The sequence below is a fragment of the Pectobacterium polaris genome (assembly GCF_002307355.1).
GTDB lineage: Bacteria > Pseudomonadota > Gammaproteobacteria > Enterobacterales > Enterobacteriaceae > Pectobacterium > Pectobacterium polare.
Genome location: NZ_CP017481.1, coordinates 2,804,426 through 2,829,958 on the forward strand (window position 1 = coordinate 2,804,426; position 25,533 = coordinate 2,829,958).

Sequence of the window (25,533 nt, forward strand, 5' to 3'; positions counted from 1 at the left end):
GTATGACGAGAATATGAGTTATTTCTTTATCACGACACTTCAATCCTTCCTGCCGATAGCGCTATTGCTGGGGCTGAACTGGAGCCATCGTTCCACGCCGACAGTCAGATCGCTGGGTTGGACCACGCTGCTGGCGCTGTTCGCCGGTACGTTTATTGGCGTGCATTTTCCTAACGGACAGGCGTTTCTGCTGGGCTTTACGGCGCTTCAGGCGCTGGCCTTGATCCTGTTTCTTGCCTGTCAGTGTTTTTCCCACCCGCGTATTGGCTATCTGTGGCAGGTGCTGCTGGTGGCGGGCGCGGCGGTGCATTGGGGCAACGATCCCAATCTGACCGCGCTGACGACCACCCATGTAGTGAATACCGATCTGCTGCTGAATTTCAGCGCCGTGCTGCTGGCGTTTGGCTGGCTGGTGTTCTGTGCTGCGCTGTGCGGCATGATCGTGCGCCGCATTCGTTTACTGCGCTGGCCACTGCTGGCGCTGCTGGTCGCACTTCTGCTGTTGCCGATAAGCGGCAACTTGCTACTGCTGTTGATGAAGTTACAGGCGCTGGGGCTCACCAAGCCGCGCCTGAGCTATGTGGCACACGTCACCAACAGCGCGTATTTATTAAATTACCTCAGTGCATTGTTCATGGCGGCGTTGGCTGCTGGGCTGGTTTTGCCGCTGCGGCATGCGCATCGCCAGATGCTGGCCACGCACGAGGCGATTGAAAAGCGTAAAGCCACGGCAGGCTATCGCACGCTGCGCCGCACGCTGCTGGCGACGGTCACGGCGCTGCTGGTGGTGGTGTTGGCCCAGCTCTATTGGGACAAGGTCGCGTCGCAGCCGCCTCGTCTATCGGAAGCGCAGCCGGTGACACTGGCGGCCGATGGCAAAGTGCATATTCCGATTGAGCAAGTGCGTGATGGCAAGCTGCATCGCTTCGTATGGATTGCTGATGACGGCAAGGCCGTGCGCTTCTTCATCATTAACCGCTATCCCGATCGCCTGCGTCTGGGCGTGGTGTTTGATGCCTGCCTACTGTGTGGCGATCAGGGCTACGTGATGGAAGGCAATCAGGTTATTTGTGTCGCCTGCGGCGTGCATATTTTCATTCCTTCTATCGGGAAAGCGGGCGGCTGTAATCCGGTGCCGATTGAAGGGTGGAGCAACGACGATAACGAACTGGTGATTGGACGAGCGTCACTGGCGGCAGGTACTAACTACTTCTCGACGGTGGTGTCGATGGAGGTTATCGACCCGGTTGATGGCTCCAAACTGACCAACGTGAGTGCGGAACATAAATATCGCTACGGCGGTAAAACGTACTTCTTCTCGTCGGAGGCCAACTATAACCGCTTCCGCGAAAGTCCCGCGAAATTTGCCACTGCCAAAGCGGCGGCTGGCGAGCAGGCTGAGGAGGAATAATCATGCTGTGGCGACTGTTACGTCAGTCCTGGCGCAGAAATATTCGGCGTAAATCGCTGGCGGTGCTAACCGTGTTTTTGGCGGCAGGACTGATCTCCGCGCTGCTGGCGGTGTCCATCGACATCGGCGACAAAATGGCGCGTGAGCTGAAATCTTACGGCGCGAATATTTTGATTGAACCAGCAGGGCAAGCGGCACTACCCGCGCTGTTTGGCGAGCGCAGCAATCCGCTGGAAGGGCAGGATTTTCTCGATGAGGCCGAGTTGCCGAACATCAAAGATATCTTCTGGCGCAATAACATTGTCGGCTTTGCGCCACTGCTGAGTGGTGATGTCGAGATCAAGGGGCAGCCGGTTGCCGTGCTGGGCACCTTCTTTTCTCAGCCTGTCGCCGTGCCGGATGAAGAAGACTATCGCACGGGACAAATGACCGTTAGCCCTTACTGGCAGGTGGCCGGGCAGTGGCCGCAGGAACTGGTGACGACGGAAAAGGCGGCGCAAACGCTGGTAGGAAAACAGCTGGCGGCGCAAACGGGCTGGAAAGTCGGGGATAAACTTGCGCTGCACGGTGCAAAAGGCGACGCAACGGTAGAGGTGAGCGGCATTCTGAGCAGCGGCGGTGATGAAGAAAGCCGTCTGGTGATGCCGCTGGCAACGGTGCAATCGCTACTGGGGCTAGCCGGTAAAATTCAGGCGATTCGCGTATCGGCGCTGACCGTGCCGGAAAACGAACTGTCGCGCCGAGCGCGGGAAAATCTGGAAGCGCTGAATGCCGAAGAGTACGACCTCTGGTACTGCACCGCGTATGTCTCTTCGATTGCGCACCAGTTGGAAGAAGCCATTTCTGGCTCGGTGGTGCGTCCTATCTGGCAGGTCGCCGCGTCGGAAGGCGTGGTGATCGACAAGATCCAGCTGCTTCTGGCGGTGGTGACCTTCGCCGCGCTGGTGGCGGCAGCGATGGGGATCGCCTCTCTGATGACCAGCACCATTATGGAACGGGCCAAAGAGATCGGGCTGATGAAAGCGCTAGGGGCGCGTCAGTGGCAGGTCATGCTGCTGTTTTATCTCGAAGCGGCGCTGAGCGGGTTGGCTGGTGGGATCGCGGGCTGCGTTGCCGGCTGGGGGCTGGCGAAAGCCATTGGCCTGATGCTGTTCGGCGTACCGTTGAGCTTCGCGTGGATAGTGATTCCCTGCGTGTTGGTGATCTCAATGCTGATCGCCATCATCGGAACGTGGTTCCCGGCGCGCCGGATCGCCAAACTGTATCCGGTGGAGGTGCTGTATGGGCGCTAATGGCTGGATGAACAGCATGTTCTGGCGGCTGGTGTTCCGCGCGCTGCGGCTGCGTATGCAGCGCGTTAGCGTGGTGTTCGCGGCGCTGATGGTCGGGGCGGCAATTGTGACGGCGATGTCTGCCGTCTATTTCGACATTAACGCCAAGATGAGTCAGGAACTGCGCACCTTCGGCGCGAATTTTTATATCGGTCCGGCGCGGGGCAATACGATTCCACAGAGTACGTTTCAGCCAATTATCGATAACGCACCGGTTGGGTTAATCAATGCGTCCAGCCCTTATCTATACGGTATGGCGCGTACGGAGCTGGAGAAAGTGGTGCTGATGGGTGTGTGGTTCGAATCGCTGCGACAGCTGGCACCGTACTGGCAGGTCACGGGTAACTGGATTGGCGTCAGCTTCGATGACCGTAATGCCATGATCGGGGTGAAGCTGGCGGAACGACTGAACGTCAAAGTTGGCGACAGCATCACGCTGGTGGGGGACGGCGGGAAGCAGCGGTTGCAGATCAAAGGCATCGTGGAATCCGGCGATGCGACGGACAACATGCTGATCGTGAATCTGGATCTGGCGCAAAAGTGGCTGGATAAAGAGGGCGCGATCAGTAATGCGCTGCTGAGCGTCAGCAACGATCTGGGGCAGGTCGATCGCTTCGCTGCCCAACTTCAGCAGCAGTATCCGCAGTTGGAGATCCGCCCGATCCTGAAGGTGTCGGCGTCGGAAGGTCAGGTGCTGAATAAAATCAAAGGGCTGATGGGGCTAGTATCGGCGGTGATTCTCGTGCTGTCTTCCCTGTGTGTGAACACGACGCTGATGGCGATTGTCGGCGAACGCGCCCGCGAATTTGCGCTACAGAAAGCGCTGGGTGCGAGCGGACGAGACATCATCCGGCAGATGCTGGCGGAAACCGGCATCATCGCGCTGGCGGCCGTGTTATGCGGTTCGCTATTGGGCTATCTGCTGGCACAGGTGCTGGGGATGGCCGTCTTCAACGCGACGATCTCGCTGCGGTTACCAGTGTTCCCGCTCACGCTGGTGCTATCGTTATTGGTTGCTGCCGTTGCGGCTGTAGTTCCCACTCGGCGGGCGATCTACGTCGAACCAGCCAAAGTCTTGAAAGGAGAGTAGCTCGATGTCTGTAGAGGTGAACGCGCAGGAAGGGGCGCAGGCAGCGGAGGCGGTGATTGAAACTCGCCAGCTCTATAAACGCTTTGGTCAGGTTACCGCGCTGGAGGACATCAATATCCGCATCGCGCGCGGCGAGTTTGTCGCCATCATGGGCGCGTCCGGCTCGGGTAAAACCACGCTGATGAATATTCTCACCTGTCTGGATACGGTGAGTGAAGGGCAGGTACTGCTGGACGGCGTCGATGCCGCTGGGCTGGATGAAGAAGGGCGACGTCAGTTCCGGGCCGATAAAATTGGGCTGGTATTCCAGCAGTTCCACCTGATTCCGTTTCTGACCGCATTAGAAAACGTGATGCTGGCGCAGCATTACCACAGCGTGGTGGATGAAGCGGCGGCGCAGCGCGTGCTGGAACAGGTTGGGCTGGCGCATCGCGTCGATCACTTACCGAGCCAGCTTTCCGGCGGTGAGCAGCAGCGCGTGTGTATCGCCCGTGCGTTGGTGAATGAGCCTCCGGTGATTTTCGCCGATGAACCGACGGGGAATCTGGATGAAGAGAATGAACGGCGGGTGCTGGATCTGCTGAAAGATCTGCATCGGCAGGGGCGCACCATTGTGATGGTGACGCACAATCCTGAGTTAGGTCGGTTTGCTGACCGCATTATCCGCCTGCAACACGGCAAGTATTTCGGTGAAGAGGTGAATCATCATGAAATGGCGTAACGGGATTACTGCACTGTGCCTGCTGGGCGTAGTGGCGCTAAGCGGCTGTAAGGAAGAACAGGTTAGCGTCGGGGCGCAGGCACCGGCGCTGGCGGCCTACGATCTAGCAGGGCAGCAGGTGGATCTGTCGCGCTGGCAGGGGAAAAGCGTGTACCTGAATTTCTGGTCATCGGGCTGTGGTGGCTGCATGATCGAAATGGGCGCGCTGGAGAAGCTGAGCAAGGAGTATGGCGATAAAGTCGTGGTGGTTGCGGTTAACACCGACCCTGACGGCGTAGATATCACTTCGATGCTGGCGCACCACAAGGTGACCTATCCGGTGGTGCGCGATCAGTTGGGCATTACCAAAGAGCGCTACCAGGTCAGCGGCACTCCAACCTCGTTTATTATTGATGCCAACGGCAAGGTGACCGATCAGCATCAGGGCGCAAGGGATGAAGCACAGCTGACCGAACTGTTTCAGAAGCTGGCAAGCCGGACATAAAGACCGGCTATTTTCACAGCCTGTCAGGCGTGCGTTTACTCTGTCCGTGAAGCCGGCATCGGGACTTCTACCACCGTTGATTTTTTCGCAACGACAGGTTCCGGTTTCACCCGCATGGCGTAGATCACCCCGACGATCAGGCAGGTGATGCCACAGAACGTCAACAGCGGCGGCCAGGATTGCCGGATGATGAAGGCGTAGGTCAGCCCCGCCAGCGTTTCAAACACAATCAACGGCCCTACCAGCACCGTCGGCAGACGCTGGCTGGCTTCGTTCCAGAACAGCGTACCGATCCACGAACAAAACAGCCCAATCGCCAGCATCAGCGGGATGAAAACCTCAGGCCGTGGACCGAACGGCTGCGTAAAGGTGCCATCCGTTAGCGCCAGATGGCCGCACACCAGCAGATAACCCAACATTGCCAGCGGTAGCGTGACCAGCCCCTGCGCCGTAGCCCAGGTGGTCGGCGTATTGCCTTTGTGGTCGCGCAGCCAGCGGGCATTGCGCAGCGGATACCAGGTCCAGCAAACCACGGCGAGAAACGCCATCGCAATCCCGCTGGCGTAACGCCATAAATCGAATTCGACGGTGGTTCCTCTCAGTTCCGCAATATTGACGCAAACCAACCCCGCCGCAATCAGCAGCAGCGAAGGCAACAGCCGACGCCAGGCCACGCGGCCATCGTGCTTGCTGTACAACACATTGGCGGTAACGGAAATCACCACGGGCAGAGTGCCGATAATCATCGTCGAGATCGGCGCGCCCGTGCGCTGAATCGCGCTGGCAAGCAGAAAGTAGTACAGCAGATTACCGATGATGGTGAGTTTCGTGGCCTCCAGCCAGTCGCTGCGAGTCAGCTGGCGCAGACGACAGCGATCGAGCCACGCCAGCGGTAAGGCAATCAGCCCAAAAGCCAGATAGCGCCCGGTGGACTGCAAGGCCGCAGAGTAGTCCGGTACGATCAACGGCCCAACGAAAATCAGCCCCCACATCAATCCGGCGGCAAGCGCAAATAAAACCCCTATCAGCATGATAAACCCGTTTGTTCACAAGAGTGCATCGCGCCAGTCTAGGGAGAGTCGGTGTCGAATGATTGTAGGATATTGCTGTTTATTCCCGTCATACTTCAAGCTGCTTGTGCGTTGGCAATACTCGACTCATTCTGAGCCTCGCCCTAGAGGGCCGCCGCAAGCGGCGTTCAAATCGGCTAAGCCAATTTGTCCTTACTCACCCCAGTCACTTACTTGTGTAAGCTCCTGGGGATTCGCGCGGTTGCCGCGTTACAAGGCCCATAAATGAGCCTTGCCCTAAAGGGTCAACGCATAGCGTTGTTCAAAACGCTAACGTTTTGTCACGCAACTCGAATTATTTAGGGTATATCATCTGTGGGGTAACGGTGAAAGCATGCGTGCTGAAAGCGTTAGCGCTGAACCGGATACACCTGTTTTTGGTAGCGAATGGGCGTGACGCCATAGCGTTGGGCGAAGGTACGGGTCAGATGTGCCTGATCGGTCAGTCCGACGGCGACGGCGATATGTGCGGCAGCCATACCGCGTGTCAGCATCTGTTTGGCCTCATACAGCCGGATCGCCATCAGCATCTGGTGCGGCGTGACGTGAAACTGAGCTTTGAACTGGCGCAGGAAATGATACGGACTCAGGGAAACCAGCGCCGCCAGCTCTTTTAAGGTAATCGTGTGGGCGAAATTCTCCCGCAGATAGGCTTTCACCACATCAAAGCGGTGCAGCGGCTCAATCCTCTGGCGCTGGGCAATGTGCGCGTGAGGCCGGAAAAGCGCAATCAGCGACAGCAGCAGGCTTTCACTCGCCAAGGGATCGGTCGTCTGCCACAGCGCGGCCAGCGTCATCGCCAACTGGCGTGCAGTTGCGGGATCGTGGCGCACGACGTCGGTAAACCACCAGCCTTTCTCGCCGGAGACGTTCTCCAACACATCGGGTGGAATGTAGATCATGCGATAGCGCCAGCCGTCTTCCGTCGCGGATTCCCCCGTATGTAGTTCATCAGGGTTCATCAACACTAACGAATCGACAGGCGCAATATGCTTGGCGCCACGATAGCGGAATCGCTCCGCACCGTCGTCGATGGTGCCGATACCAAACGCCTCATGCGTGTGCGGCTCAAAGGCATAACGGCAGATGTGCGCGTGGTAAAGCTCAATGCCGGGCAGCGTCGGCAAATGCCGGAACTGGGCATAGTCTCGTTCATCGGTAAAATGTTCCGGTACGCCCTGCATGCTGCCACCTCGTCGCTGATTCTGATTGCCATCATAGCAGTGATAGCACGTCAGCTTGAAGTCGTGCGTTCTATTTAGCGTGTACTGAAATAGCGAAAACAGAGAATAAAAGCGCTGAGATAAATAGACCAGAAAGGCATAAATCATAGCAAAATGGTTGATTGATGGCGTGCATGTCACAAAAATGAGTTTATCTAACTTTTTGATTTTACTATTTATGTCTATTCCTTGTTAGATAAGATCGCGTGACAGACATACCGTTAGTATAAAAAAATATAATCAACTCCATTTGCTTATTTGTTCTGGCTCTCATTACTTGCATCAATATTGCTATCTGTAATAAAGGACAAGGGAGTGAAAGGTGAACTTTCAGCAACTGAAGATTATTCGTGAATCAGCACGGTGCAATTACAACCTGACCGAGGTGGCGAATACGCTGTTTACCTCTCAATCCGGCGTGAGCCGCCACATCCGCGAGTTGGAAGAAGAGTTGGGGATTGAAATCTTCATCCGGCGCGGCAAACGCCTGTTAGGCATGACCGAACCGGGAAAAGAGCTGCTGGTGGTGGCAGAGCGCATTCTGAATGACGCCAGCAATATTCGGCGGCTGGCGAATGTCTTCACCAATAACGACACCGGCCAGTTGGTGATCGCGACCACGCATACGCAGGCGCGTTACAGCCTGCCGCCGGTGATTAAAGCCTTCCGCTCTCTGTATCCGCAGGTGCGTCTGGTGCTGAATCAGGGCACGCCGGATGAAATCGTGACGATGCTCCATTCCGGTGAGGCCGATATCGGTATTGCCAGTGAACAGTTGATTAACGATCCCTCGCTGGCGGCGTTCTCCTACTATCGCTGGCACCATTCGGTGATTGTGCCGGAGCACCATCCGCTGACGCAGGAACCAGTGATTACGCTGGAAATGCTCAATGCGGAGCCGTTGATTACCTATCGTCAGGGGATCACTGGTCGTTCGCGTCTGGACCGCGCGTTTCAGGCGGTGGGCATGTCGCCGGATATTACGCTGAGCGCGCAGGATTCGGATGTGATTAAAACCTATGTCGAGCTGGGGCTTGGGGTGGGGATTGTGGCCGATATGTCATTCGATCCGGTGCGAGACAAAGGTCTGGTACGGTTGAATGCCGAGCATTTGTTTGAAGCGAACACGGTCTGGCTGGGGTTAAAAAAGGGTCAATTACAACGTAACTATGCCTGGAAATTTATTCAGCTGTGTAATACAGAACTGTCGCTGGATGACATTAAAGACAAGGTGTTCTCTGATAACGATGAAGCGGTGATTGATTACCAAATCTGACTGATAGCGCGGTTTCCTAACCCGATGCCCAGCCAGCGTTTTTTCTGACTGGGCAGGTGTTTTCCTTTCGATTTTGTCGCGATTTTTTGTATCGCGATACCCGCCGTTTTCTGTGCTCGATTCAGCATAAATATGGTTTATCGTGCCGATAATCTGCTTGATCTGATCGTGCTGCAATAGTAGCATTCCCGCCATAACAATAACTTATGTCTGAATTTTTGTTAAGCGATACAAATACTTGTGCATTTTTATTGAATAATTATGTTAATGATTTTGGTATCGCACTAGAACATTTATCCTAAATAATTCGAGTGGCAGGGCAAAACGTGTGCATTTTGAATCGCGCACATGCAGCTTGAAGTATGACGGGGTAATCCATCAGACATCCTTCTCACTAGTCAGTCACCTCCACGTTGATTTTTTCGGTTCGTATTGCGCCGGAGTCGCGCTAGCGCCATGTTCGTGATGGCGGGGAGTTTAAAACGGAAAATGACGATGAAAACACAAAAAATCAGCCTTGCCTGGCAAATCCTTATCGCGTTGGTTCTGGGTATTGCACTCGGTGCCGTGCTGCATGAACAGCAAGAAAGCCGCCAGTGGCTTATCAGCAATATTCTTAGCCCAGCAGGCGACATCTTTATCCGCCTGATTAAAATGATTGTTGTCCCGATCGTGATTGCCACGTTGATTGTTGGGATTGCGGGCGTAGGGGATGCAAAGAAGCTCGGGCGCATCGGCTTCAAAACTATCCTCTATTTTGAAATCATCACGACGGTAGCGATTATCCTTGGCATCACGCTGGCGAATGTCTTCCAGCCGGGTCACGGCATCGACATGTCGACGCTGACCGCCGTGGATATCTCGCAGTACCAAAAGACCACCGAGCAGGTGCAGAGCGGTTCGCACAGTTTGGTGGGAACGGTGCTGTCGCTGATTCCGCCGAATATCTTCGCCGCGATGGCACACGGTGAAATGCTGCCGATTATCTTCTTCTCGGTATTGTTTGGTCTGGGGCTATCTTCGTTGCCGAAAGATCACCGTGAACCACTGCTGAACGTCTTCCGCGGCGTGTCGGAAACCATGTTCAAGGTGACGCACATGATCATGCGTTACGCGCCTGTTGGGGTGTTTGCGCTGATTTCCGTCACGGTGGCCAACTTCGGTTTTGCGTCGCTGTGGCCGTTAGCCAAGCTGGTTATGCTGGTTTATGCCGCGATTTTCTTCTTCGCGCTGGTGGTGCTCGGTATCGTCGCACGGCTGTGTAAGCTGCGTATCACCATCTTGATCCGTATCCTCAAAGATGAGCTGATCCTCGCGTACTCCACCGCCAGTTCCGAAACCGTGCTGCCGCGTATCATCGAAAAAATGGAAGCCTATGGCGCCCCGAAGTCGATTACCAGCTTTGTGGTGCCGACCGGTTACTCCTTTAACCTCGATGGCTCTACGCTGTACCAGAGTATTGCAGCGATCTTCATCGCGCAGCTGTACGGCATCGAACTGTCGATTGGGCAGGAAATCGTGCTAGTGCTGACGCTGATGCTGACGTCTAAAGGCATTGCTGGCGTTCCGGGCGTGTCGTTTGTCGTACTGCTGGCGACGCTGGGAAGCGTCGGTATTCCGTTGGAAGGTCTGGCATTTATTGCGGGTGTTGACCGTATCCTCGACATGGCGCGTACCGCGCTGAACGTGGTGGGGAATGCGCTGGCGGTGCTGGTTATTGCCAAGTGGGAAAACCAGTTCGATGAGCAGAAAGCGCGGGCCTATGAGCGTGAGCTTAAAGGGATAAGCACGCAGCCTGCCCAGCAGGGATAATCCCAGCCTATTCTAAATAGCCTATGCAACGGGCGCATCGAGTGATCGAGGCGCCCGTTTCTTTTCTTGCTCTAATACTGACTATGCCGCGTGGCTATCTATCACGCGGGTTTCTAATGTTTGCGTGCGCCACAGTGCCCGTTCAATACTCTCGGCATCTGTTGCAAAAGGAAGTCGCGCGGCAATTTTCGGTGCGATTTTCACGTTCTGTGCAATGCTTTCAACCAGCTGTGGGCGTTCGCTCAGGCCGAGGGCGTTCAGCGTGATCGGGCTACCGTAGCGGCGTAACTGGGCAAACAGCTCTTCGCGGTCGGCGTCGTTATCGTGTTCCAGAAACGCCTGCACGGCCAGCCCAAAACCCACTTTCTCGCCGTGCAGCCAGTCATGCAGCTCTGGCAGGCGCGTCATGCTGTTGTGAATTGCATGGGCGACGCCGATGCGTGGCACTTCATCTTTCATGCTGTTCGCCAGACCCGCCAATGCGATAACGGCATCGATCACGCTGCGTAGGGCTGGCGTGACCAGACCTTTCTCATTATCCGCAATGGCCTGCTCACCATGCGTATTGAATGTCTCTACGGCCAGCCGTGCGGCCTGCGCTTTGAGTGCCAATGCCAGCCCGCTATCGCCGTGACGCAGATACGGTTGAAACTCGTACCATTTTGCCAGTGCATCCACGATACCGGCTTTGAGATAACGCGAAGGACTGTGTGTGATGATCTCGCTGTCCACCAGTACCCACACCGGTAAACGTGTTAATGGGAATGGCCCATTATGCGCACCGCTGTCGCTATAAATCACACTGATCGGTGACCAGGCGGCGCAGGTGGCCGCAATGGTGGGCACGGCAATGACGGGGATCTGCCCCAGAATGTCGCCGACGGCTTTGGCGACATCCAGCACGCGCCCGCCGCCAATGCCTAAAATCAGTTCCGCACCGAATGCGCGCGCCTGTGCAGTCAGCGCTTCTATTGCGGGTTTGGTGCAATCACCCGGTAAAAATTCGACCTGATACCGTAAGCCATATTCACGGAGGCTGTGTTCGACGGCATCCGACGTCGTTTTCCATGCCTGTGGGCTGGTAATAATCAATACGGTGTTGGCGTAGGGCGCTGCATATTCGCCGACAGAACGGATGACGCCATCACGATTCAGATAGGTTTGTGGCGCTTGTATTGCAATCATGTTTGCGATCTCTCATCTCTGTGGGAAAAGATAAATCAGTTGTAGCAGCGATGCCGAACGCCGCAAAAGAACAATTCTGGCTATGAATGGGCAGATTTCGCATAACCAGAACGGTCGTAACGCCCAAGCTAGCGCTGCATTCCCCAGCGTTTTATCGTGATCTTTTCGAGGGTAGAAAACACCAACCCTTCAACCAGTAGCCCGATAATGATGACGGAAGCCAGCCCGGCAAAAACGCGGTCAGTATAAAGCTCATTACGGTTCTGGAAGATGTACCAGCCCAAACCGCCGTTGCCGCTGGAGGCACCGAACACCAGTTCAGCCGCGATCAGGGTGCGCCAGGCAAACGCCCAGCCGATCTTCAGGCCGGAGATAATCGATGGTAGCGCCGCAGGAATCAGGATGGCATTGATGTAGCGAAAGCCCGTCAGGCCGTAGTTGCGGCCCGCCATACGCAGCGTTTCCGAGACGCCGAGGAAGCCAGAGTAGGTGTTCAGCGCCATCGGCCACATCACGGAGTGGACGAGCACGAATACCAGACTTTTTTCTCCCAGCCCAAACCACAGCAGTGCCAACGGCAGTAATGCAATCGCGGGTAGTGGATTGAACATGGAGGTTAATGTGCCTAAGAGATCGCGCCCGAAGCGGGTGGAAACCGCCAATGCGCTGAGGGCGAGAGCCAGCAGGCTACCAATGACATAACCTTTCAACAGCGTACCGAGCGAAATCACCATCTTATGCGGTAATTCACCACTGGCGACGTCATCACGAAAAGCCTGAAACGTTTGCAGAAAGCCGGGCAGCATCAGATCGTTGTTTTGCCAGCGAGCGGCGAACTCCCATAGGATAAGCAATCCGGCTAGCAGCACCAGCTTGCGCAGCCAGGTCTGATTCCACAGACGCGTCGTCAGCGGCAAAGGCTTGGTGAGCGTAAAATCTTTCAGTGGTGCCAGTTCACGCTGATACTCTGGCCGCACGGGGGGCTGAATGCTCATAGGGTTTACCTTGCGTGGATGTGACGGGTGATGGTGCGTCGACATCGGTTGGAAAAAGAAGATGGTGAATACGTCGTGCGGTGGTTTGAAAGGCTTCGCTGCCTTGATCGCTCAGCGCAAATTGATGGCAGTTGATTTCTGCTCGCACACGACCCGGATGCGGTGAGAGCAGCAAAATCCGGCTGCCGACAATCAGCGCTTCCTCAATCGAGTGGGTGACAAACAGCAGCGTGAAGCGTACCTCTTCCCACAGCGCCAGCAATTCTTCCTGCATTTTGCGGCGGGTCAGCGCATCCAACGCGGCGAAAGGCTCATCCATGAGCAGCACTTTCGGCTGCATAGTTAGCGCCCGCGCGATGGCGACGCGCTGCTTCATCCCACCGGATAACGTATGCGGATAGGCATCGGCAAATTTCGCCAGCCCGACCTTATCGAGAAAATAGCGGGCGCGTTCCTCTGCTTCAGCTCGTGTCGCCTGACGGCTGGCAACCAGCGGAAACAGCGTATTCTCCAGTACGGTTTTCCACGGTGGCAGTTGGTCAAATTCCTGAAAGACCATGATGCGATCCGGCCCCGGTTTTGTGACGCGCTGACCGTCGAGGCGGATTTCACCGTCTACCGGCGACAGAAAACCGCCGATAGATTTGAGCAAGCTGGATTTGCCGCAGCCGGAAGGCCCTAACAGCACAAAGCGTTCGGCGGGGAAGACGTCAAAACTTACATCATGGGTGGCGCGTACTAGACTGCGCCGCGTTCGGTATTCCAGTCCGACGCCGTCAACCTGCAACAGCGGCTGGTCAATCGTGCCGTGAGAAGGGTGTGTCATGCTTGTTCTCCTGCATAGCGACGAGATTCTCGTCGAATGGGCGTGACCTTGAGCATTTAGCTGCCCGGCTGGTCGTGGATTTCAGCGAAGAAATAGTCTTTCCAAGAGGTGGCTTTGTTTTTCAGTACGCCAAGCTGGTGCAGCTTTTCAGCATAAACGTAGGTACGTTCTGGGGTGATCGTGAAATCGATCTCGGGATCGGCGACGATGCGTTTCACCAGTTCTGGGTCCAGCTTCGATTTCTCTACCCGAATGTAGGTGTCGGCCGCCGCGGCTTTATCTGCCTTGACGATCTGCGATGCTTCCTTCAGTGCTTCGTAGAAGGCGCGGTAGGTTTTCGGGTTCTCATCATGGAATTTCTGCGTGGTATAAAGCACGTTGAACGTTGCCTGACCGCCCAGCACGTCATAAGAACTCAGAATTTTGTGCACATTGGCGTGTTCCAACGCCTGATATTGGAACGGTGGGCTGGAGAAGTGGGTATTAATTTCGGAACCGCCAGCGATAAGTGCCGCGCTGGCATCGGGATGCGGTAGGCTGACGGAAATCTTATCGAAGCGTTTGAAATCCTCCACGCCATAGAGCTTCGCAGTTTCGATTTGCAGCGTGCGAGACTGGAAGCCAACACCAGCAGCAGGTACAGCGATACGATCTTTATCGCTCAGGTCGCGAATGGTTTTCACCGCTGGGTTATTGCTGAGTAAATAGTTAGGCATGGAACCGAGTGAGGCAATGGCTTTTACATTCTGACGGCCCTGAGTGCGATCCCATACGGTCAGCATCGGCGGAACACCGGCAGAGGCAACATCTAAGGCACCGGACAGCAGTGCTTCGTTGATCGCCGTTGCGCCAGAGAGCGTACGCCAGTCTACCTTGATATCCAGCCCTTGCTGCTTACCGTGCTTCTCTATCAGGTTTTGGTCGCGCACCACATCCAGAATCAGGTAACCAATACCAAACTGCTGCGCAATGCTGATGGTGCCTTCCGCATTCGCGCCAAAGGCCGCTAACGTCAGGCCAATCATGGCGGCAAGGCGTGTGAAACGCGTCGATTTTTTCGTGGGTAGTGAGTGATTCATTATCGTTTTCTCTCATTATTAATGGTAATCGATCAAGGTGGTAAATAGGGAATAACGACACGTTAATATTTCAATGAATAACATTTATTCAACAAATAACAATTTCCCAACAAATTAACGTATTTAAGGAAATAACGTGCCGTAAATAATGTATTAAAGAAGGAATCCTATTTTCTTGTCGCTTTATTGATAAAGTGTTTTTTGGAATAAGTTAGAATAAATACGCTTTTAAAACGGAATGAGTGCAGGAAAACAAGCAAATAACCGCCTTAGCTAAATATTCGCTATGGATAGTTTTATTTTTCACTTATGGATAAAAACCGGCGCGTTATAGTGGGCACTACATTTCTATTTCGGTATACAGAGAATTATATGCCTGTTTTTAGCCATCATTATTTACGTGATTATTTGCGCGACCGGCTGACGGATAATGACGTGAACGCGTCCATTGCAGGAACGGTTGCGGATAATCTCGTCGAATCCAGCCTGAAAGGGCATGACTCGCACGGCGTCAGCATGCTGCCGCGCTATATCGACGCTATTCAGGAAGGTGGGCTTTCTCCCCACGCACAGGCGGAAAAAACGCTGGATTTCGGTCCACTGATTTCGTTTGACGGGCAGCAAGGCTTTGGTCAGGTGGTAGCAAAGCAGGCGTTGGCGGAAGGCATTGTGCGTGCACAAACACATGGTCTGGCGGTGGTGAGTTTAGCTAATGCCCACCATCTGGGCCGCATTGGTGCGTGGGCAGAACAGGCGGCGGAGGTCGGGCTGGTGTCACTGCATTTTGCCAATGTGTATACCAAACCAGTGGTGCTGCCGTGGCATGGCCAGCAGGCGCGTTTCGGGACCAACCCGTTCTGTGCCGGTATTCCGGTGGAGCAGGATGACCCCGTCATTCTGGATTTTGCCACCAGCGTGATTGCGGGTAACAAAGCCCGTATCGCGTGGAATGAGGGCAAACAGGTTGCGCCTGGCTGCATTGTCGATAACGACGGTAATCCGACGGTGGATCCCCGCTGGCTGATGGAACAACCTCTGGGGGCGCTACTGCCGTTTGGCGAACATAAGGGGTCGGGGCTTTCGCTGGTTTGCTCGCTGCTTGGCGCGGCGCTGACCGGAGGGAAAACCGAACGCACGGCGAAGGGCGAGGGCAAACAAATTATTAACAGCATGCTGTCGATTTTAATCGATCCGCAGAAATTAGGCGGTGCGGCAACCTATCAGCAGGAGATTCCTGCTTTATTAGAATGGGTGCGTCAGTCCCGTGATGACGATGCGTTATTACTGCCGGGCGATAAAGAAAAACAAACCTATCGCCAACGACTGGAGAACGGCATTTTTGTCGATGATGTTAGCTGGGGGCAACTCTCTTATTTAAATAATAAAGTGGCCTGATAGTGGGGTAGTTGTTTTTTAATTTATTTAACTGATTTTTATTTATCTCAATACAGAAAAATAGATCCGATGTAGTGCACATATAGTGCACATAAAATCGTGCCATAAATACGCACGCTGATGTTGCCTATTTCGTATCGCGGTATATCGTCACCTTAATCTGTAACCCGTATTCCAGGAGAATATTATGCACCTTGCTCGATTCCCCCGTTTATCTCTGGGGCATTTTCCCACGCCGCTTGAGGCATTACCGAACCTGTCTGCCTATCTGGGTGGCCCGACGATTTACATCAAGCGCGACGACGCCACAGGGCTGGCGACCGGCGGCAATAAAACCCGCAAACTGGAGTTCCTGCTTGCTGATGCGCAGCAGCAGGGAGCGGATGTCATCATCACGCAGGGTGCGACGCAGTCTAACCATGTGCGACAAACCATTGCGGCGGCGGCAAAACTGGGGCTGAAAACCAAAGTGTTGCTGGAAAAACGCGTTGAGGACTACGGCGAAGACTACCAGCGCTCCGGTAACGTGCTGCTGGATAACCTGCTTGGTGGTGAAATTATCGATCATCTGCCCGCAGGTACGGATATGCAGCAGGCGATGGAAACGCTGGCAGAATCACTGCGTAAAGAAGGATTGAAACCTTATGTCATTCCCGGCGGCGGCTCCAGTCCGGTCGGCGCGCTGGGTTATGTTGCCTGCGCGGAAGAGTTGTTATTTCAGTCCAGCCAGCAGCGTCTGCGCATCGATCATATTGTCCATGCGACGGGTAGCACGGGAACACAGGCGGGGTTGGTGACCGGACTGACGGCAACACACAGCCAGATTCCACTGTTAGGTATCAGCGTCAGAGCGCCGAAAGCGAAGCAGGAAGAGAATGTTTATGCGTTAGCACAGCGCACCTGGCAACTGCTGGGAATTCCGGGCGAATTGCCGCGTAGTGCTGTACAGGTGAATAGTGATTATGTCGGCAAAGGATACGGTATTCCAACCGAGGGAACGCTGGAAGCACTCAGACTGTTGGCTCAGTTGGAAGGGATTTTGCTCGATCCGGTCTATTCCGGCAAAGGAATGGCGGGGCTGATCGATCTGATTCGTCAGGGACGCTTTCGCGCGGATGAAAATATTGTCTTCATCCATACTGGCGGCTCGGCAGGGCTATTTGGCTATCGTCAACTATTCGAACAAACGGCTGCGCAATGAGTACGACGCTGATTGGCGTGTTGGGCGGGATGGGGCCGCTGGCGACGGTCGACCTGTTACATAAGATTATTGAAGAAACGCCTGCCAGTTGCGATCAGGATCATGTGCCAGTAGTTGCCTGGAACGTGCCGCAGATTCCCGACCGCCAACAGGCGCTGGCAGGCACCGGTGAATCGCCGCTGCCGACGCTACTGCACGCCATCCGGCAGCTTAATCGCTTATCGGTTAGCCATATCGTGGTGCCGTGTAATACGGCACACCACTGGTTTGATGCGTTGGCTGAGGCAAGCGATGCACCGCTGCTGCACATTGCTGACGCTACGCTGCACGCGCTGACAGAGGTAGATGAGGCAAAGGCATCGCCACGTAAAATCGGGCTGATTGCGACTCACGGGACGCTAAATGCCGGATGGTATCAGCAGCGTTTCGCCGCGCAGCAAGGTGCCGAAACGGTGGTGCCGAACGAGCAGGAAATGGCGGCGCTCTTTGTACCGGGGTGCTATGCGGTAAAACGGGGAGAATTACAGCACGGCGGACGCTTGCTGGATCAGTTAGCGGCGCAACTGGTGGAGAGGGGAGCCGAACGACTGGTACTAGCCTGCACGGAAGTCCCTCCGGCGCTGGAGGTTGTGTCGTCACGCTGGCGGGACATCAGTATCGATCCAACACGCGCGCTGGCACAGGCCTGCGTTCGCATCTGGCAACAGAGATAAAAAAAGCCGTCCATTGCTGGACGGCTTTAGGTGCAGAGAACCGAATTACAGGAAGCCGTACATCGCGGCAAACACCCACCCAAAGACGCAGGATGTGCTCACACCGATCAGACCCGGTAGAATGAAGCTGTGGTTGATAACGAAACGACCGATTTTGGTGGTGCCGGAGCGGTCAAACTGGATAGCCGCCAGATCGCTTGGGTAGGTCGGCAGAATGTAGTAACCATAACAGGCTGGTGCAGACGCCACGATATACGCGGGATCCACCCCGATTGCCAGCGCAACGGGCACAATCGCCGCCAGCGCCGCCGCCTGCGAGTTCACGAACTTGGACACAATCAGCAGGATAATGGCGTAAGCCCAAGGGTAGACTTTCACCAGTGAACCGAGTGTGCCTTTGATTTCTTCCAGATGCGCGCCGAACATGGTTTCCGCCATCCAGGCGATACCGTATACCGCGACGATGGCAATCATCCCTGAACGGAATACCTCATTCTTCGAGATCGAGGACGGATTGGTTTTGGTCGCAATAATGATGATGGCACCAGACAGCAGCATAAACATCTGAATGACCAGCACCATCGATAGCGGCTTACCAGCAAAGACCGGACGCAGTTCTTCAACGGCACCCAGAATCGCTACCGCCGCGATGGTTGCCAGAAAGATCCACATGGCGACCCAGTTACTGCGCGGCAGTTTTCTGTCGAGCAGCGTGGCAGTATCGCCATACACATACTGTTTGTTTTCTGGGTCAGCGATGAATGTCTGAAAGTCTTCATCTTTGTCCAGATCCTTGCCGCGGAACCAGCTGAAAATCCCAATCGCCAGAATACCCAGCAGGGTAGAGGGAATAGTAATCGACAGCAGATCGAGGAAGCCCAGATGCTTGCCCTGGAAGGTGAAATTAGCCAGCATGGCAACCAGCGACACCACCGCAACAGAGACCGGGCTGGCTATAATCCCCATTTGAGCGCCGATCGAACTAGCGGCCATTGGTCTTTCAGGACGGATATTATTCTTGATGGCGACATCATAAATAATCGGCAGAATGGTATACACCACGTGGCCTGTACCACAGAGGATGGTCAGAATACAGGTGACGAACGGCGCGATAATCGACACGTATTTCGGGTTACGCCGCAGCATACGCTCTGCGATTTGCAGCATTACATCCAGCCCGCCCGATGCCTGAAGCGTTGCCGATGCGGCCACCACAGCAATGATGACCAGCATAACGTCAACGGGCGGTTTACCCGGTTGTAGTTTAAAAATAAAGACCAGAATAACAAGTCCAATCCCGCCTAATAAACCCAGCGCGATCCCGCCTTTTCTTGCCCCGTAAAAAAGGCAGATCAAGACAATGACTAATTGAATGATGAAGTCCATAGTAGCCCCATTACATTGCTCAATATACCCGTCATACTTCAATCTGCTTGTGCGTTAGCTGCCTTTACTCACCTCAGTCACTTACCTGAGTAAGCTCCTGAGGATTCGCTCAGTTGCTGCCTTCACGCAACTCGAATTATTTAGGGTAATAAGATGAACTGATTAGTTAGAATTAAAATAAGTGAGTTTTTACTGCGGGTACTATATGGACGGGTTGTTATTTATTTTCTTGATCTAAATCTATTAATTTTTACCTTTGCGCTATTTACTGAAAATAAAAGATCTCGCTCGCAATAATTGCGTCTCTCTGGTTTCTTTAGTTATTTAAGTGTAATTTTAATTTATTAATGGTTGGGTTGAGCGCCAGTTGGTGTGTTTGTTAATGATTGGGTGGGAATTTTTAAAAGTGATTAAATTTTCGTTCTTATTTTGTTGTGCTCAATGTTGTTCTGTTTTTTATTTTCGTTAATGATTGCCATAAAAAATCCTACCTTAATGTCACTTTGGATACCCCCAATGAGGTATTTTTGCATATTGTGTTGTTTTTAAATGATTAGTTTAAAAATGATAAAACGAATCCCTTTTTGATAATGAAGTCAACGTCAGGCCGCTGCGGAATAGCCGAGAAATAAAAAGGGCTGCTGCGACACTGCTATTCACGTCAGGAATATAGCTGACTGACTTTCTGTTATTTTTACATCGGGTGCGAAGAAAGGCACCTTTTATAGTGTGATTGGTTATTAATATATTTTTTTTATAAATATTTTAGAATATATGGATGTCAGTTATTTTCCTTTCTAAACTGAGCGTGGCCGAATACCGGCCACGGCGTAATATTCTCTATCGTTTTCCGAACTTATGCCGCTAATTATGTACGAAATAGGTCGCTAACTGCCGCAGCGTCTGTTCATCCAGCGTACCGGCGTAGTAACGCAGCTGTAGCCAGGCCGTCAGCCAGGTATAACGCGCTTCGGTCAGATCGCGCCGTGCGCCGTAAAGCTGCTGTTCGGCATTCAGCACGTCAAGATTCACACGTTCCCCGCCCTGAACGCTCTTCTGTGTGGCGGTGACCAGCGCCAGCGCAGACTTTTCCGTCAGTTCATAGGCGCGGATTTTCGCCTGACTGCTGGTGACCAGATTAAACTGGCGACGCAGTTCCGTCTGGATTGTCGCCGTCTGTTCGTCCTTTTCCCGCGCGGTTTGCTGATAGCGCTCTTTTGCCTGACGCGTTGCGGCAGAGACGCCGCCGCCAGCAAAAATCGGTACGCTGACGCGGATACCAATCGACCGCGTATCGTATTTCTGGTTGTAGCTGTTTTCGGTATCTGACTGCGTATTACGTGTGCTGGCGACCAGCGTGACCTGTGGCAGGTGACCTGCTCGATTACGCTCAATGCCGTATTTCGCTACGGCCAGCGACTGGTTTAGCGCTAATAGCTGTGCGTTGTGGCGCAGCGCCAGCGATTGCCAGTGCTGATAGCCCGCCGGTTTAAGCGGCTGCGGCGTGAAGCGTGGCGTTAGCGCTGCAAGCTGATCCACGCCAACGGGCATTCCCAACAGCGTTTCCAGCTCACGCAGGCTGATATCCAGATTGTCCTGCGCTTCGATGAGCTGCGCCTCCGTCAGATTAACCCGCGCTTCGGTTTCCAGCATATCGGTGCGGGTGCCTTCTCCCTGCTGGAAGAGGCGTTGATTCAACTGATATTGCTCGCGATAAGCGCGCTGCTGTGCCTGAACCAGCGCAATCTGCTCGCGACTAAACAGCACGTTGGTATAAGCCTGAAATAGACGTACCAGCAACTGCTGGCTGGCATCGCGCAGCTGTTCGTCGGCCAGCACGGCGCTGGCTTCGCCCTGCTGATAGCGCGACCATGCCGCGTAGTCGATCAGCGGCTGTTGCATGGAAAAACTGGACGCACGGCTGGTGTAATCCCGCTCTGATTGTTGCCCACCCGCCGTCACCGTAGAGTCGTTACGGGACTGGCTGTAGTCATAGGTGACTTTTGGCAGCAGCCCAGCGCGCCCGATGTTCTTCTCTTCGCTGTCGGCATTGCGCGCGTGCACGGCGGCCTGAAAGGCTGGGTCGTGCGTCAGCGCCTGCTGCCAGGCTTCCATTAATCCCAATGCCTGACTTGGTGCGCTGTAGAGCAGCGTGAGAACAAACGGGACGGCATAGCTGGAGCGGATCGCCGCGCGATAAACGGATGAAAGGCGCAGCATGATTACTCCTCGGTCAATGCCAGATGCAGGCGGTCGGAAAGCGGTTTAAACAGATAGTTGAGCAGGGAGCGCTCCCCGGTACGAATAAAGGCTTGTACCGGCATGCCGGGACGCACGTCCAGCCCGGCGAGCTGTTGCTTACCTTGTTCATCAACGTGGATACGCAGTGCGTAATAGGGTTTTCCGGTCTGCTGCTCGACGAGCTGGTCGGCACCGATCAGGGCGACAACGCCGGAAATACGCGGGGTCGTGCTTTGGTTGAAAGCAGAAAACAGCAGCTCGACTGGCAGCCCGTTGCTGACTCTGTCCACCAGTTCGATAGGTAGCTGTGCGTCAATCAATAGCGGTTGTCCCTCGGGAACAATCTCCATCAGCATCTGCCCGCTATTCACTACGCCGCCTTCGGTGTGCAGCGCCAGCCCGACTATCGTGCCGCTGGCGGGGGCGCGAATGTGCGTGTGCTGAAGTTCATACTCCGCCGTTTTCAGCCGCTGGGTGAGATCCTGAATGGAACGCTGGGTATCGGCGAGCTGGGCGCGCACTTCTTTCTGGTATTCATTCTGGCGCTGTTGGATCTTTTGCTCCAACTCGACAACCTGCTGCTGGAGCTGTACCTGATTATTCCGTTCCTGCGCGATCGCGCCCGCCAGTTGGGCGGCTTGCCGCTCGACGTCCAGCAGACGGTTACGGGCGATATAGCCTTCCTGCGCCAGCGGACGCAGCCCGCGTAGCTGTTCGCTGATAATCTGAAATTGCGTTTGGCTGCTGGCCAGCAGCGCCTGTGAACCCTGCGACTGCGCCTTTGCCCCGATGATGGCGGCCTGTATCGCGGCGCGTTCCTGTTGCAGCGCTGCACGACGGCTGATGAAGAGCTGCTGTTGGGCAATCTGAATTTGTTGCGTGACGGTGCTGTGTTGCTCGGTGGGGGCAGGGAAGGCGATCGTATTCAGATCGTCGCGTTCCGCCAGTAGACGCGTTTCGCCTGCGTGCGCTTCCTGAAGCTGAGTGACGAGATTATCACGCTGTGCCTGAGAGGGCGTTTGGTCCAACGTGGCAAGGACTTGCCCGGCTTGCACACGGTCGCCGTCCCGCACGGTGAGCGAGGCGATGCGTCCGCTACTGACGGGTTGCACCGCTTTGCGGTTATCTGCGACGATGACCCGACCGGATACGCCGACGCCTTTATCCAGCGGTGCCATGCCGGCCCACAGCAGTAGACCACCAAAGCCGATAAGCACCAGCCAGAGACCGTACTTCAAATAGCGTCCGGCGTCGGTGTGTAACGGCATCGCCGCGACGTTATCCGCCACCGGATGGAGGGGGGTTGTCGGCTGTGATGTGACTTCGCGTAACGCGGACATGGTTATCCTCTTCTTTCCATGATGCTGTTCTGACGGCAGGCGTGCGTTATCAATGCGCTGAGCCTCATTTATCCGGTGCGGCTCGGCGCGGCGTTGGCGCGCTGTACACCATACTCAGCCCGGATGAACCGGGTTCTTTTGGGGTAAAGGCATTTGCGGCGTCGGCTGTTTTAACCGGTGCGGGTTTGGCGCTGGCGGGGGTCGTCACCGGCTTGGTAAGAGAAGGATTGGCGGGCTTGGCACGCTGTAACTCTTTCAACACCTGCTCGGTTGCGCCGAAATACTGGATCTGTCCGGCGCGCAGGACTAACAGCTTATTGGCGCAGGACAACAGGGCGGGTTTATGCGTGATCAGCACCTGCGTGCTTTGGGCTTCCTGCTGCGCGGCAATCGCGGCCAATAAGGCTTTCTCGCCGTCGTCATCCAGACTGGCATTCGGTTCATCCATCACAATCAGGCGCGGCTGGTTGTAAATGGCTCTGGCGAGGGCGACGCGTTGTTTCTGACCGCCGGACAGCCCGGCACCGCCTTCGCCCAGTGGCGTATCGTAGCCCTGCGGCAGCCGCAGAATCATCTCGTGAACGCCTGCCGTGATGGCAGCAGCAACGATCTTTTCTGCATCCGGCTGAGTGAAACGGGCGATGTTTTCGGCAATCGTCCCGCTGAAAAGCTGGACATCCTGCGGCAGATAGCCGACGAAGCGACCTAAATCGCTTTTGTCCCACTGGTGCATGTCTGCGCCGTCCAGCCTGACTTTGCCACCAAGAGCGGGCATGGCGGCAACCAGCAGGCGGGCGAGGGTGGACTTACCGGAACCCGACGGGCCTAAAACGCCGAGCACATCGCCGGGAGCTAGTTCAAACGTGATATTGGCGAGTATGGGCGTGCGCGTGTTGGGTGCGTTGGCGCTGAGCTGTTCCACCTGAAGTTTACCCTCGGGGGCGGGCAACGCCATGCCAGCAGGGCGCGCCGGATGGTTGTCGAGCAAGATATTGACACGCTGCCAGGCGAGACGCGCCTGCATCCACTGTTTCCAGACACCAATGATCTGATCGATCGGGCTGAGTACGCGGCTCACCAAAATGGAACCGGCAATCATCATACCGGGCGTGATATCGCCGTTGACGGCCAGCAGCGCGCCCAGCCCCAGCATCAGCGACTGGAGCGCCAGTCGGGTGCTTTTCGTCAGCGAGGTAATGTTGGCGCTTTTTTCGCTGGCAACGTTCTGATAATAGAGAAACGCGTTATGCTGCGTCAGCCAGCGTTCACGCATCGCAGGCAGCATCCCCATCGCTTCGATAGCATCGGCGTTACGCAGGTTGGCGTTAGCCTGCTGCGTCGCCTGAACGGTATTTTGTGCGGCTAAGGCCAAGGGTTCACGCGTGAGTTTTTGATTCAGCCAGGCCAGCACAATCAGTATGACAGCCCCCGCCAGCGCCATCACGCCCAGCCAGGGATGAAGTAAGAAGATCACCAGAAGATAAACCGGAAACCACGGCGCATCAAAGAAGGCGAACAGCGCGTTCCCGGTGGCGAACTGGCGCAGGGCGGTCAGATCGTTTAAGGCTTGTCCGGCTCCTGCCGTGCCGTTTTTGAGATTGCTTTCAAACGCTGCATTGTAGATACGTTGATTCAGGCGCATATCCATCTGCGTACCGAGGCGGATCACTACGGCGCTGCGTATCCATTCCAGTAATCCCATCAGTAAAAACAGACCCAGCATGATGATCGTCAGCATCGCCAGCGTCATGGTGCTGCTGGAAGGCAGTACGCGATCATAAACCTGAAGCATATAGATCGCTGGTGCCAGCATCAGCAGGTTGATGACAGCGCTGAACAGGCCAATTCCCCAAAATCCCTGACGGTAGGCGGCCAGCGCGTCAATAATCTCCCGGCCTGATGACGCCGGATGGGATGCGGGCATGGAATGTTCCTTCTTCAATAAAGTGCCATCGTTCTCACCGTGGTGTACCCACAAGGTGGAAGAGGGGAAGCGGTTAGCCGTCCCGCTATTGACGCGGTTTGCCAACGGTTATTACACTCACTAGACCGTCGCGGTTCAGATGTTCTCTCCGTACCGCGACGGTGTTCACTCAAACGGCTAAAAGCGTCATCTTTTAGCCGTTTTCTTATGCCGCCAGCAGATCGGCCGTTTCGGCGACGCCAACGACGTCAACCACGGTATCGGCAGAAAGCGCAGCATCGGCGGTCGCGGTGGCGAAGCTCAGGCTATCCAGGCTCGCATTAATATCGATACCTGCATTAGCCAGCGCATCCAGCAGCGGCTGAACCTGACCGCCCATCAGACCGTAAATCACGTCATGCACCACGCCGCGATCGCTAACGGTCAGGTTGGCAACGTCCGTGGAGAGATCCAGCCCGCTGAAGGTCACTTCCGGCTCAACGAGTGAGTACGTGGTGCCCGCGGTGGTGCCGCCTTGCAGGACATTGCCGAAGGACAGAGTGTCCAGATCGCCGTACAGCGTGTGGGCAGGAGGGGTGAAGAGGCTATAGTTCAGATCGCCGCCTGCAATAAGTGCAGAAAAGTCGTTCTGCGCACTCGTGATCGCATACTGAGTACCGTCTATAAAGGTGTCGCCGCCGTAAAAGCCCCCGGTATTATTGCCACCGACTTGTGTATTACCCGCGGTATGATTAACGTCGCCAAATGCTGCAGACCATTCAGTCAGGTAGCTGGCAATGCTGTAATTGGCATAGTAGGCATCGTAGGTAATTGCAAAACTCATGATAGAT

The 25,533-nt window shown here is 54.9% G+C and carries 22 protein-coding genes; 10 read left to right on the plus strand and 12 right to left on the minus strand.

Features of this window, described 5'->3' with window-relative positions; translation table 11 throughout:
• Positions 1-13 precede the first annotated feature (13 nt).
• From BJJ97_RS12575 to BJJ97_RS12595, 5 genes are read left to right on the plus strand one after another with little or no spacing between them, the layout of a single operon-like run.
• The gene (locus BJJ97_RS12575) at positions 14-1,411 is read left to right on the plus strand and encodes a Fe-S-containing protein (RefSeq protein ID WP_095995365.1); all 1,398 of its coding nucleotides are present in this window, start codon (positions 14-16) and stop codon (positions 1,409-1,411) included.
• Between the two features lie 2 nt (positions 1,412-1,413).
• Entirely contained in the window at positions 1,414-2,703 is a 1,290-nt protein-coding gene (locus tag BJJ97_RS12580) for an ABC transporter permease (RefSeq protein WP_095994142.1), read from the plus strand.
• Positions 2,693-3,832 (plus strand): ABC transporter permease, encoded by a 1,140-nt coding sequence (locus BJJ97_RS12585; RefSeq protein ID WP_167385197.1) that lies wholly within the window; start codon positions 2,693-2,695, stop codon positions 3,830-3,832. The genes BJJ97_RS12580 and BJJ97_RS12585 overlap by 11 nt, the downstream gene beginning before the upstream one ends.
• Positions 3,833-3,836: 4 nt before the next feature.
• On the plus strand, positions 3,837-4,553 hold the full coding sequence (locus tag BJJ97_RS12590) for an ABC transporter ATP-binding protein (RefSeq protein WP_095994143.1): 717 nt from the start codon (positions 3,837-3,839) through the stop codon (positions 4,551-4,553).
• A complete protein-coding gene (locus tag BJJ97_RS12595; protein WP_095994144.1) occupies positions 4,540-5,037 on the plus strand; it encodes a TlpA family protein disulfide reductase in 498 nt (165 codons plus the stop codon). Before BJJ97_RS12590 ends, BJJ97_RS12595 begins: the two co-directional genes overlap by 14 nt.
• A gap of 35 nt (positions 5,038-5,072) precedes the next feature.
• Here the strand turns inward: BJJ97_RS12595 and BJJ97_RS12600 are convergent, their stop codons facing one another.
• Positions 5,073-6,068 carry a DMT family transporter gene (locus BJJ97_RS12600; protein ID WP_095994145.1) on the minus strand — a complete coding sequence of 332 codons (996 nt, stop codon included), beginning with the start codon at positions 6,066-6,068 and terminating at the stop codon, positions 5,073-5,075.
• 389 nt (positions 6,069-6,457) lie between these two features.
• Entirely contained in the window at positions 6,458-7,291 is an 834-nt protein-coding gene (locus BJJ97_RS12605; RefSeq protein ID WP_095995367.1) for an AraC family transcriptional regulator, read from the minus strand.
• A gap of 361 nt (positions 7,292-7,652) precedes the next feature.
• Here BJJ97_RS12605 and cbl point away from each other — a divergent pair, with 361 nt between their 5' ends.
• The gene (cbl, locus tag BJJ97_RS12610; protein ID WP_039512441.1) at positions 7,653-8,606 is read left to right on the plus strand and encodes an HTH-type transcriptional regulator Cbl; all 954 of its coding nucleotides are present in this window, start codon (positions 7,653-7,655) and stop codon (positions 8,604-8,606) included.
• On the opposite strand, the gene BJJ97_RS22090 is transcribed toward cbl, so the two are convergent.
• Positions 8,594-8,734: a hypothetical protein gene (locus BJJ97_RS22090; protein ID WP_157910779.1), complete on the minus strand. Its 141-nt coding sequence runs from the start codon at positions 8,732-8,734 to the stop codon at positions 8,594-8,596. The genes cbl and BJJ97_RS22090 overlap by 13 nt on opposite strands.
• Before the next feature lie 367 nt (positions 8,735-9,101).
• On the opposite strand from BJJ97_RS22090, the gene gltP reads away from it, so the two are divergent.
• Positions 9,102-10,418, plus strand: a complete 1,317-nt coding sequence (gltP, locus tag BJJ97_RS12615; RefSeq protein ID WP_039484304.1) for a glutamate/aspartate:proton symporter GltP — start codon at positions 9,102-9,104, stop codon at positions 10,416-10,418.
• Between the two features lie 81 nt (positions 10,419-10,499).
• Here gltP and BJJ97_RS12620 read toward each other — a convergent pair whose 3' ends face one another.
• The 4 genes from BJJ97_RS12620 to BJJ97_RS12635 all read right to left on the minus strand — a co-directional run bounded on the left by BJJ97_RS12620 (position 10,500) and on the right by BJJ97_RS12635 (position 14,503).
• Positions 10,500-11,603: an iron-containing alcohol dehydrogenase family protein gene (locus BJJ97_RS12620; RefSeq protein ID WP_095994146.1), complete on the minus strand. Its 1,104-nt coding sequence runs from the start codon at positions 11,601-11,603 to the stop codon at positions 10,500-10,502.
• Between the two features lie 128 nt (positions 11,604-11,731).
• Positions 11,732-12,598, minus strand: a complete 867-nt coding sequence (locus tag BJJ97_RS12625; RefSeq protein WP_095994147.1) for an ABC transporter permease — start codon at positions 12,596-12,598, stop codon at positions 11,732-11,734.
• Positions 12,558-13,424: an ABC transporter ATP-binding protein gene (locus BJJ97_RS12630; protein WP_095994148.1), complete on the minus strand. Its 867-nt coding sequence runs from the start codon at positions 13,422-13,424 to the stop codon at positions 12,558-12,560. The genes BJJ97_RS12625 and BJJ97_RS12630 overlap by 41 nt, the downstream gene beginning before the upstream one ends.
• Before the next feature lie 56 nt (positions 13,425-13,480).
• Positions 13,481-14,503 (minus strand): ABC transporter substrate-binding protein, encoded by a 1,023-nt coding sequence (locus tag BJJ97_RS12635; RefSeq protein ID WP_095994149.1) that lies wholly within the window; start codon positions 14,501-14,503, stop codon positions 13,481-13,483.
• 372 nt (positions 14,504-14,875) lie between these two features.
• Here BJJ97_RS12635 and BJJ97_RS12640 point away from each other — a divergent pair, with 372 nt between their 5' ends.
• The 3 genes from BJJ97_RS12640 (at position 14,876) to cuyB (ending at position 17,812) form a co-directional block, all read left to right on the plus strand.
• Positions 14,876-15,898, plus strand: coding sequence for a malate/lactate/ureidoglycolate dehydrogenase (locus BJJ97_RS12640; RefSeq protein WP_095994150.1), 1,023 nt, complete (start codon positions 14,876-14,878; stop codon positions 15,896-15,898).
• 187 nt (positions 15,899-16,085) lie between these two features.
• Positions 16,086-17,099 carry a D-cysteate sulfo-lyase gene (gene cuyA / locus BJJ97_RS12645; RefSeq protein WP_095994151.1) on the plus strand — a complete coding sequence of 338 codons (1,014 nt, stop codon included), beginning with the start codon at positions 16,086-16,088 and terminating at the stop codon, positions 17,097-17,099.
• A complete protein-coding gene (gene cuyB / locus BJJ97_RS12650) occupies positions 17,096-17,812 on the plus strand; it encodes a cysteate racemase (protein ID WP_095994152.1) in 717 nt (238 codons plus the stop codon). Before cuyA ends, cuyB begins: the two co-directional genes overlap by 4 nt.
• A 45-nt stretch (positions 17,813-17,857) precedes the next feature.
• Here cuyB and BJJ97_RS12655 read toward each other — a convergent pair whose 3' ends face one another.
• From BJJ97_RS12655 to BJJ97_RS12675, 5 genes are all read right to left on the minus strand, one after another.
• A complete protein-coding gene (locus BJJ97_RS12655) occupies positions 17,858-19,198 on the minus strand; it encodes an anaerobic C4-dicarboxylate transporter (protein WP_095994153.1) in 1,341 nt (446 codons plus the stop codon).
• 864 nt (positions 19,199-20,062) lie between these two features.
• Positions 20,063-21,418 (minus strand): TolC family outer membrane protein, encoded by a 1,356-nt coding sequence (locus BJJ97_RS12660; protein ID WP_095994154.1) that lies wholly within the window; start codon positions 21,416-21,418, stop codon positions 20,063-20,065.
• Positions 21,419-21,420: 2 nt separating this feature from the next.
• Complete coding sequence (locus tag BJJ97_RS12665) at positions 21,421-22,779, minus strand: HlyD family type I secretion periplasmic adaptor subunit (protein ID WP_095994155.1); 1,359 nt, start codon at positions 22,777-22,779, stop codon at positions 21,421-21,423.
• Between the two features lie 64 nt (positions 22,780-22,843).
• Positions 22,844-24,703 (minus strand): type I secretion system permease/ATPase, encoded by a 1,860-nt coding sequence (locus BJJ97_RS12670; RefSeq protein WP_095994156.1) that lies wholly within the window; start codon positions 24,701-24,703, stop codon positions 22,844-22,846.
• A gap of 205 nt (positions 24,704-24,908) precedes the next feature.
• A complete protein-coding gene (locus tag BJJ97_RS12675; protein ID WP_095994157.1) occupies positions 24,909-25,526 on the minus strand; it encodes a heme acquisition protein HasA in 618 nt (205 codons plus the stop codon).
• Positions 25,527-25,533: the final 7 nt, after the last annotated feature.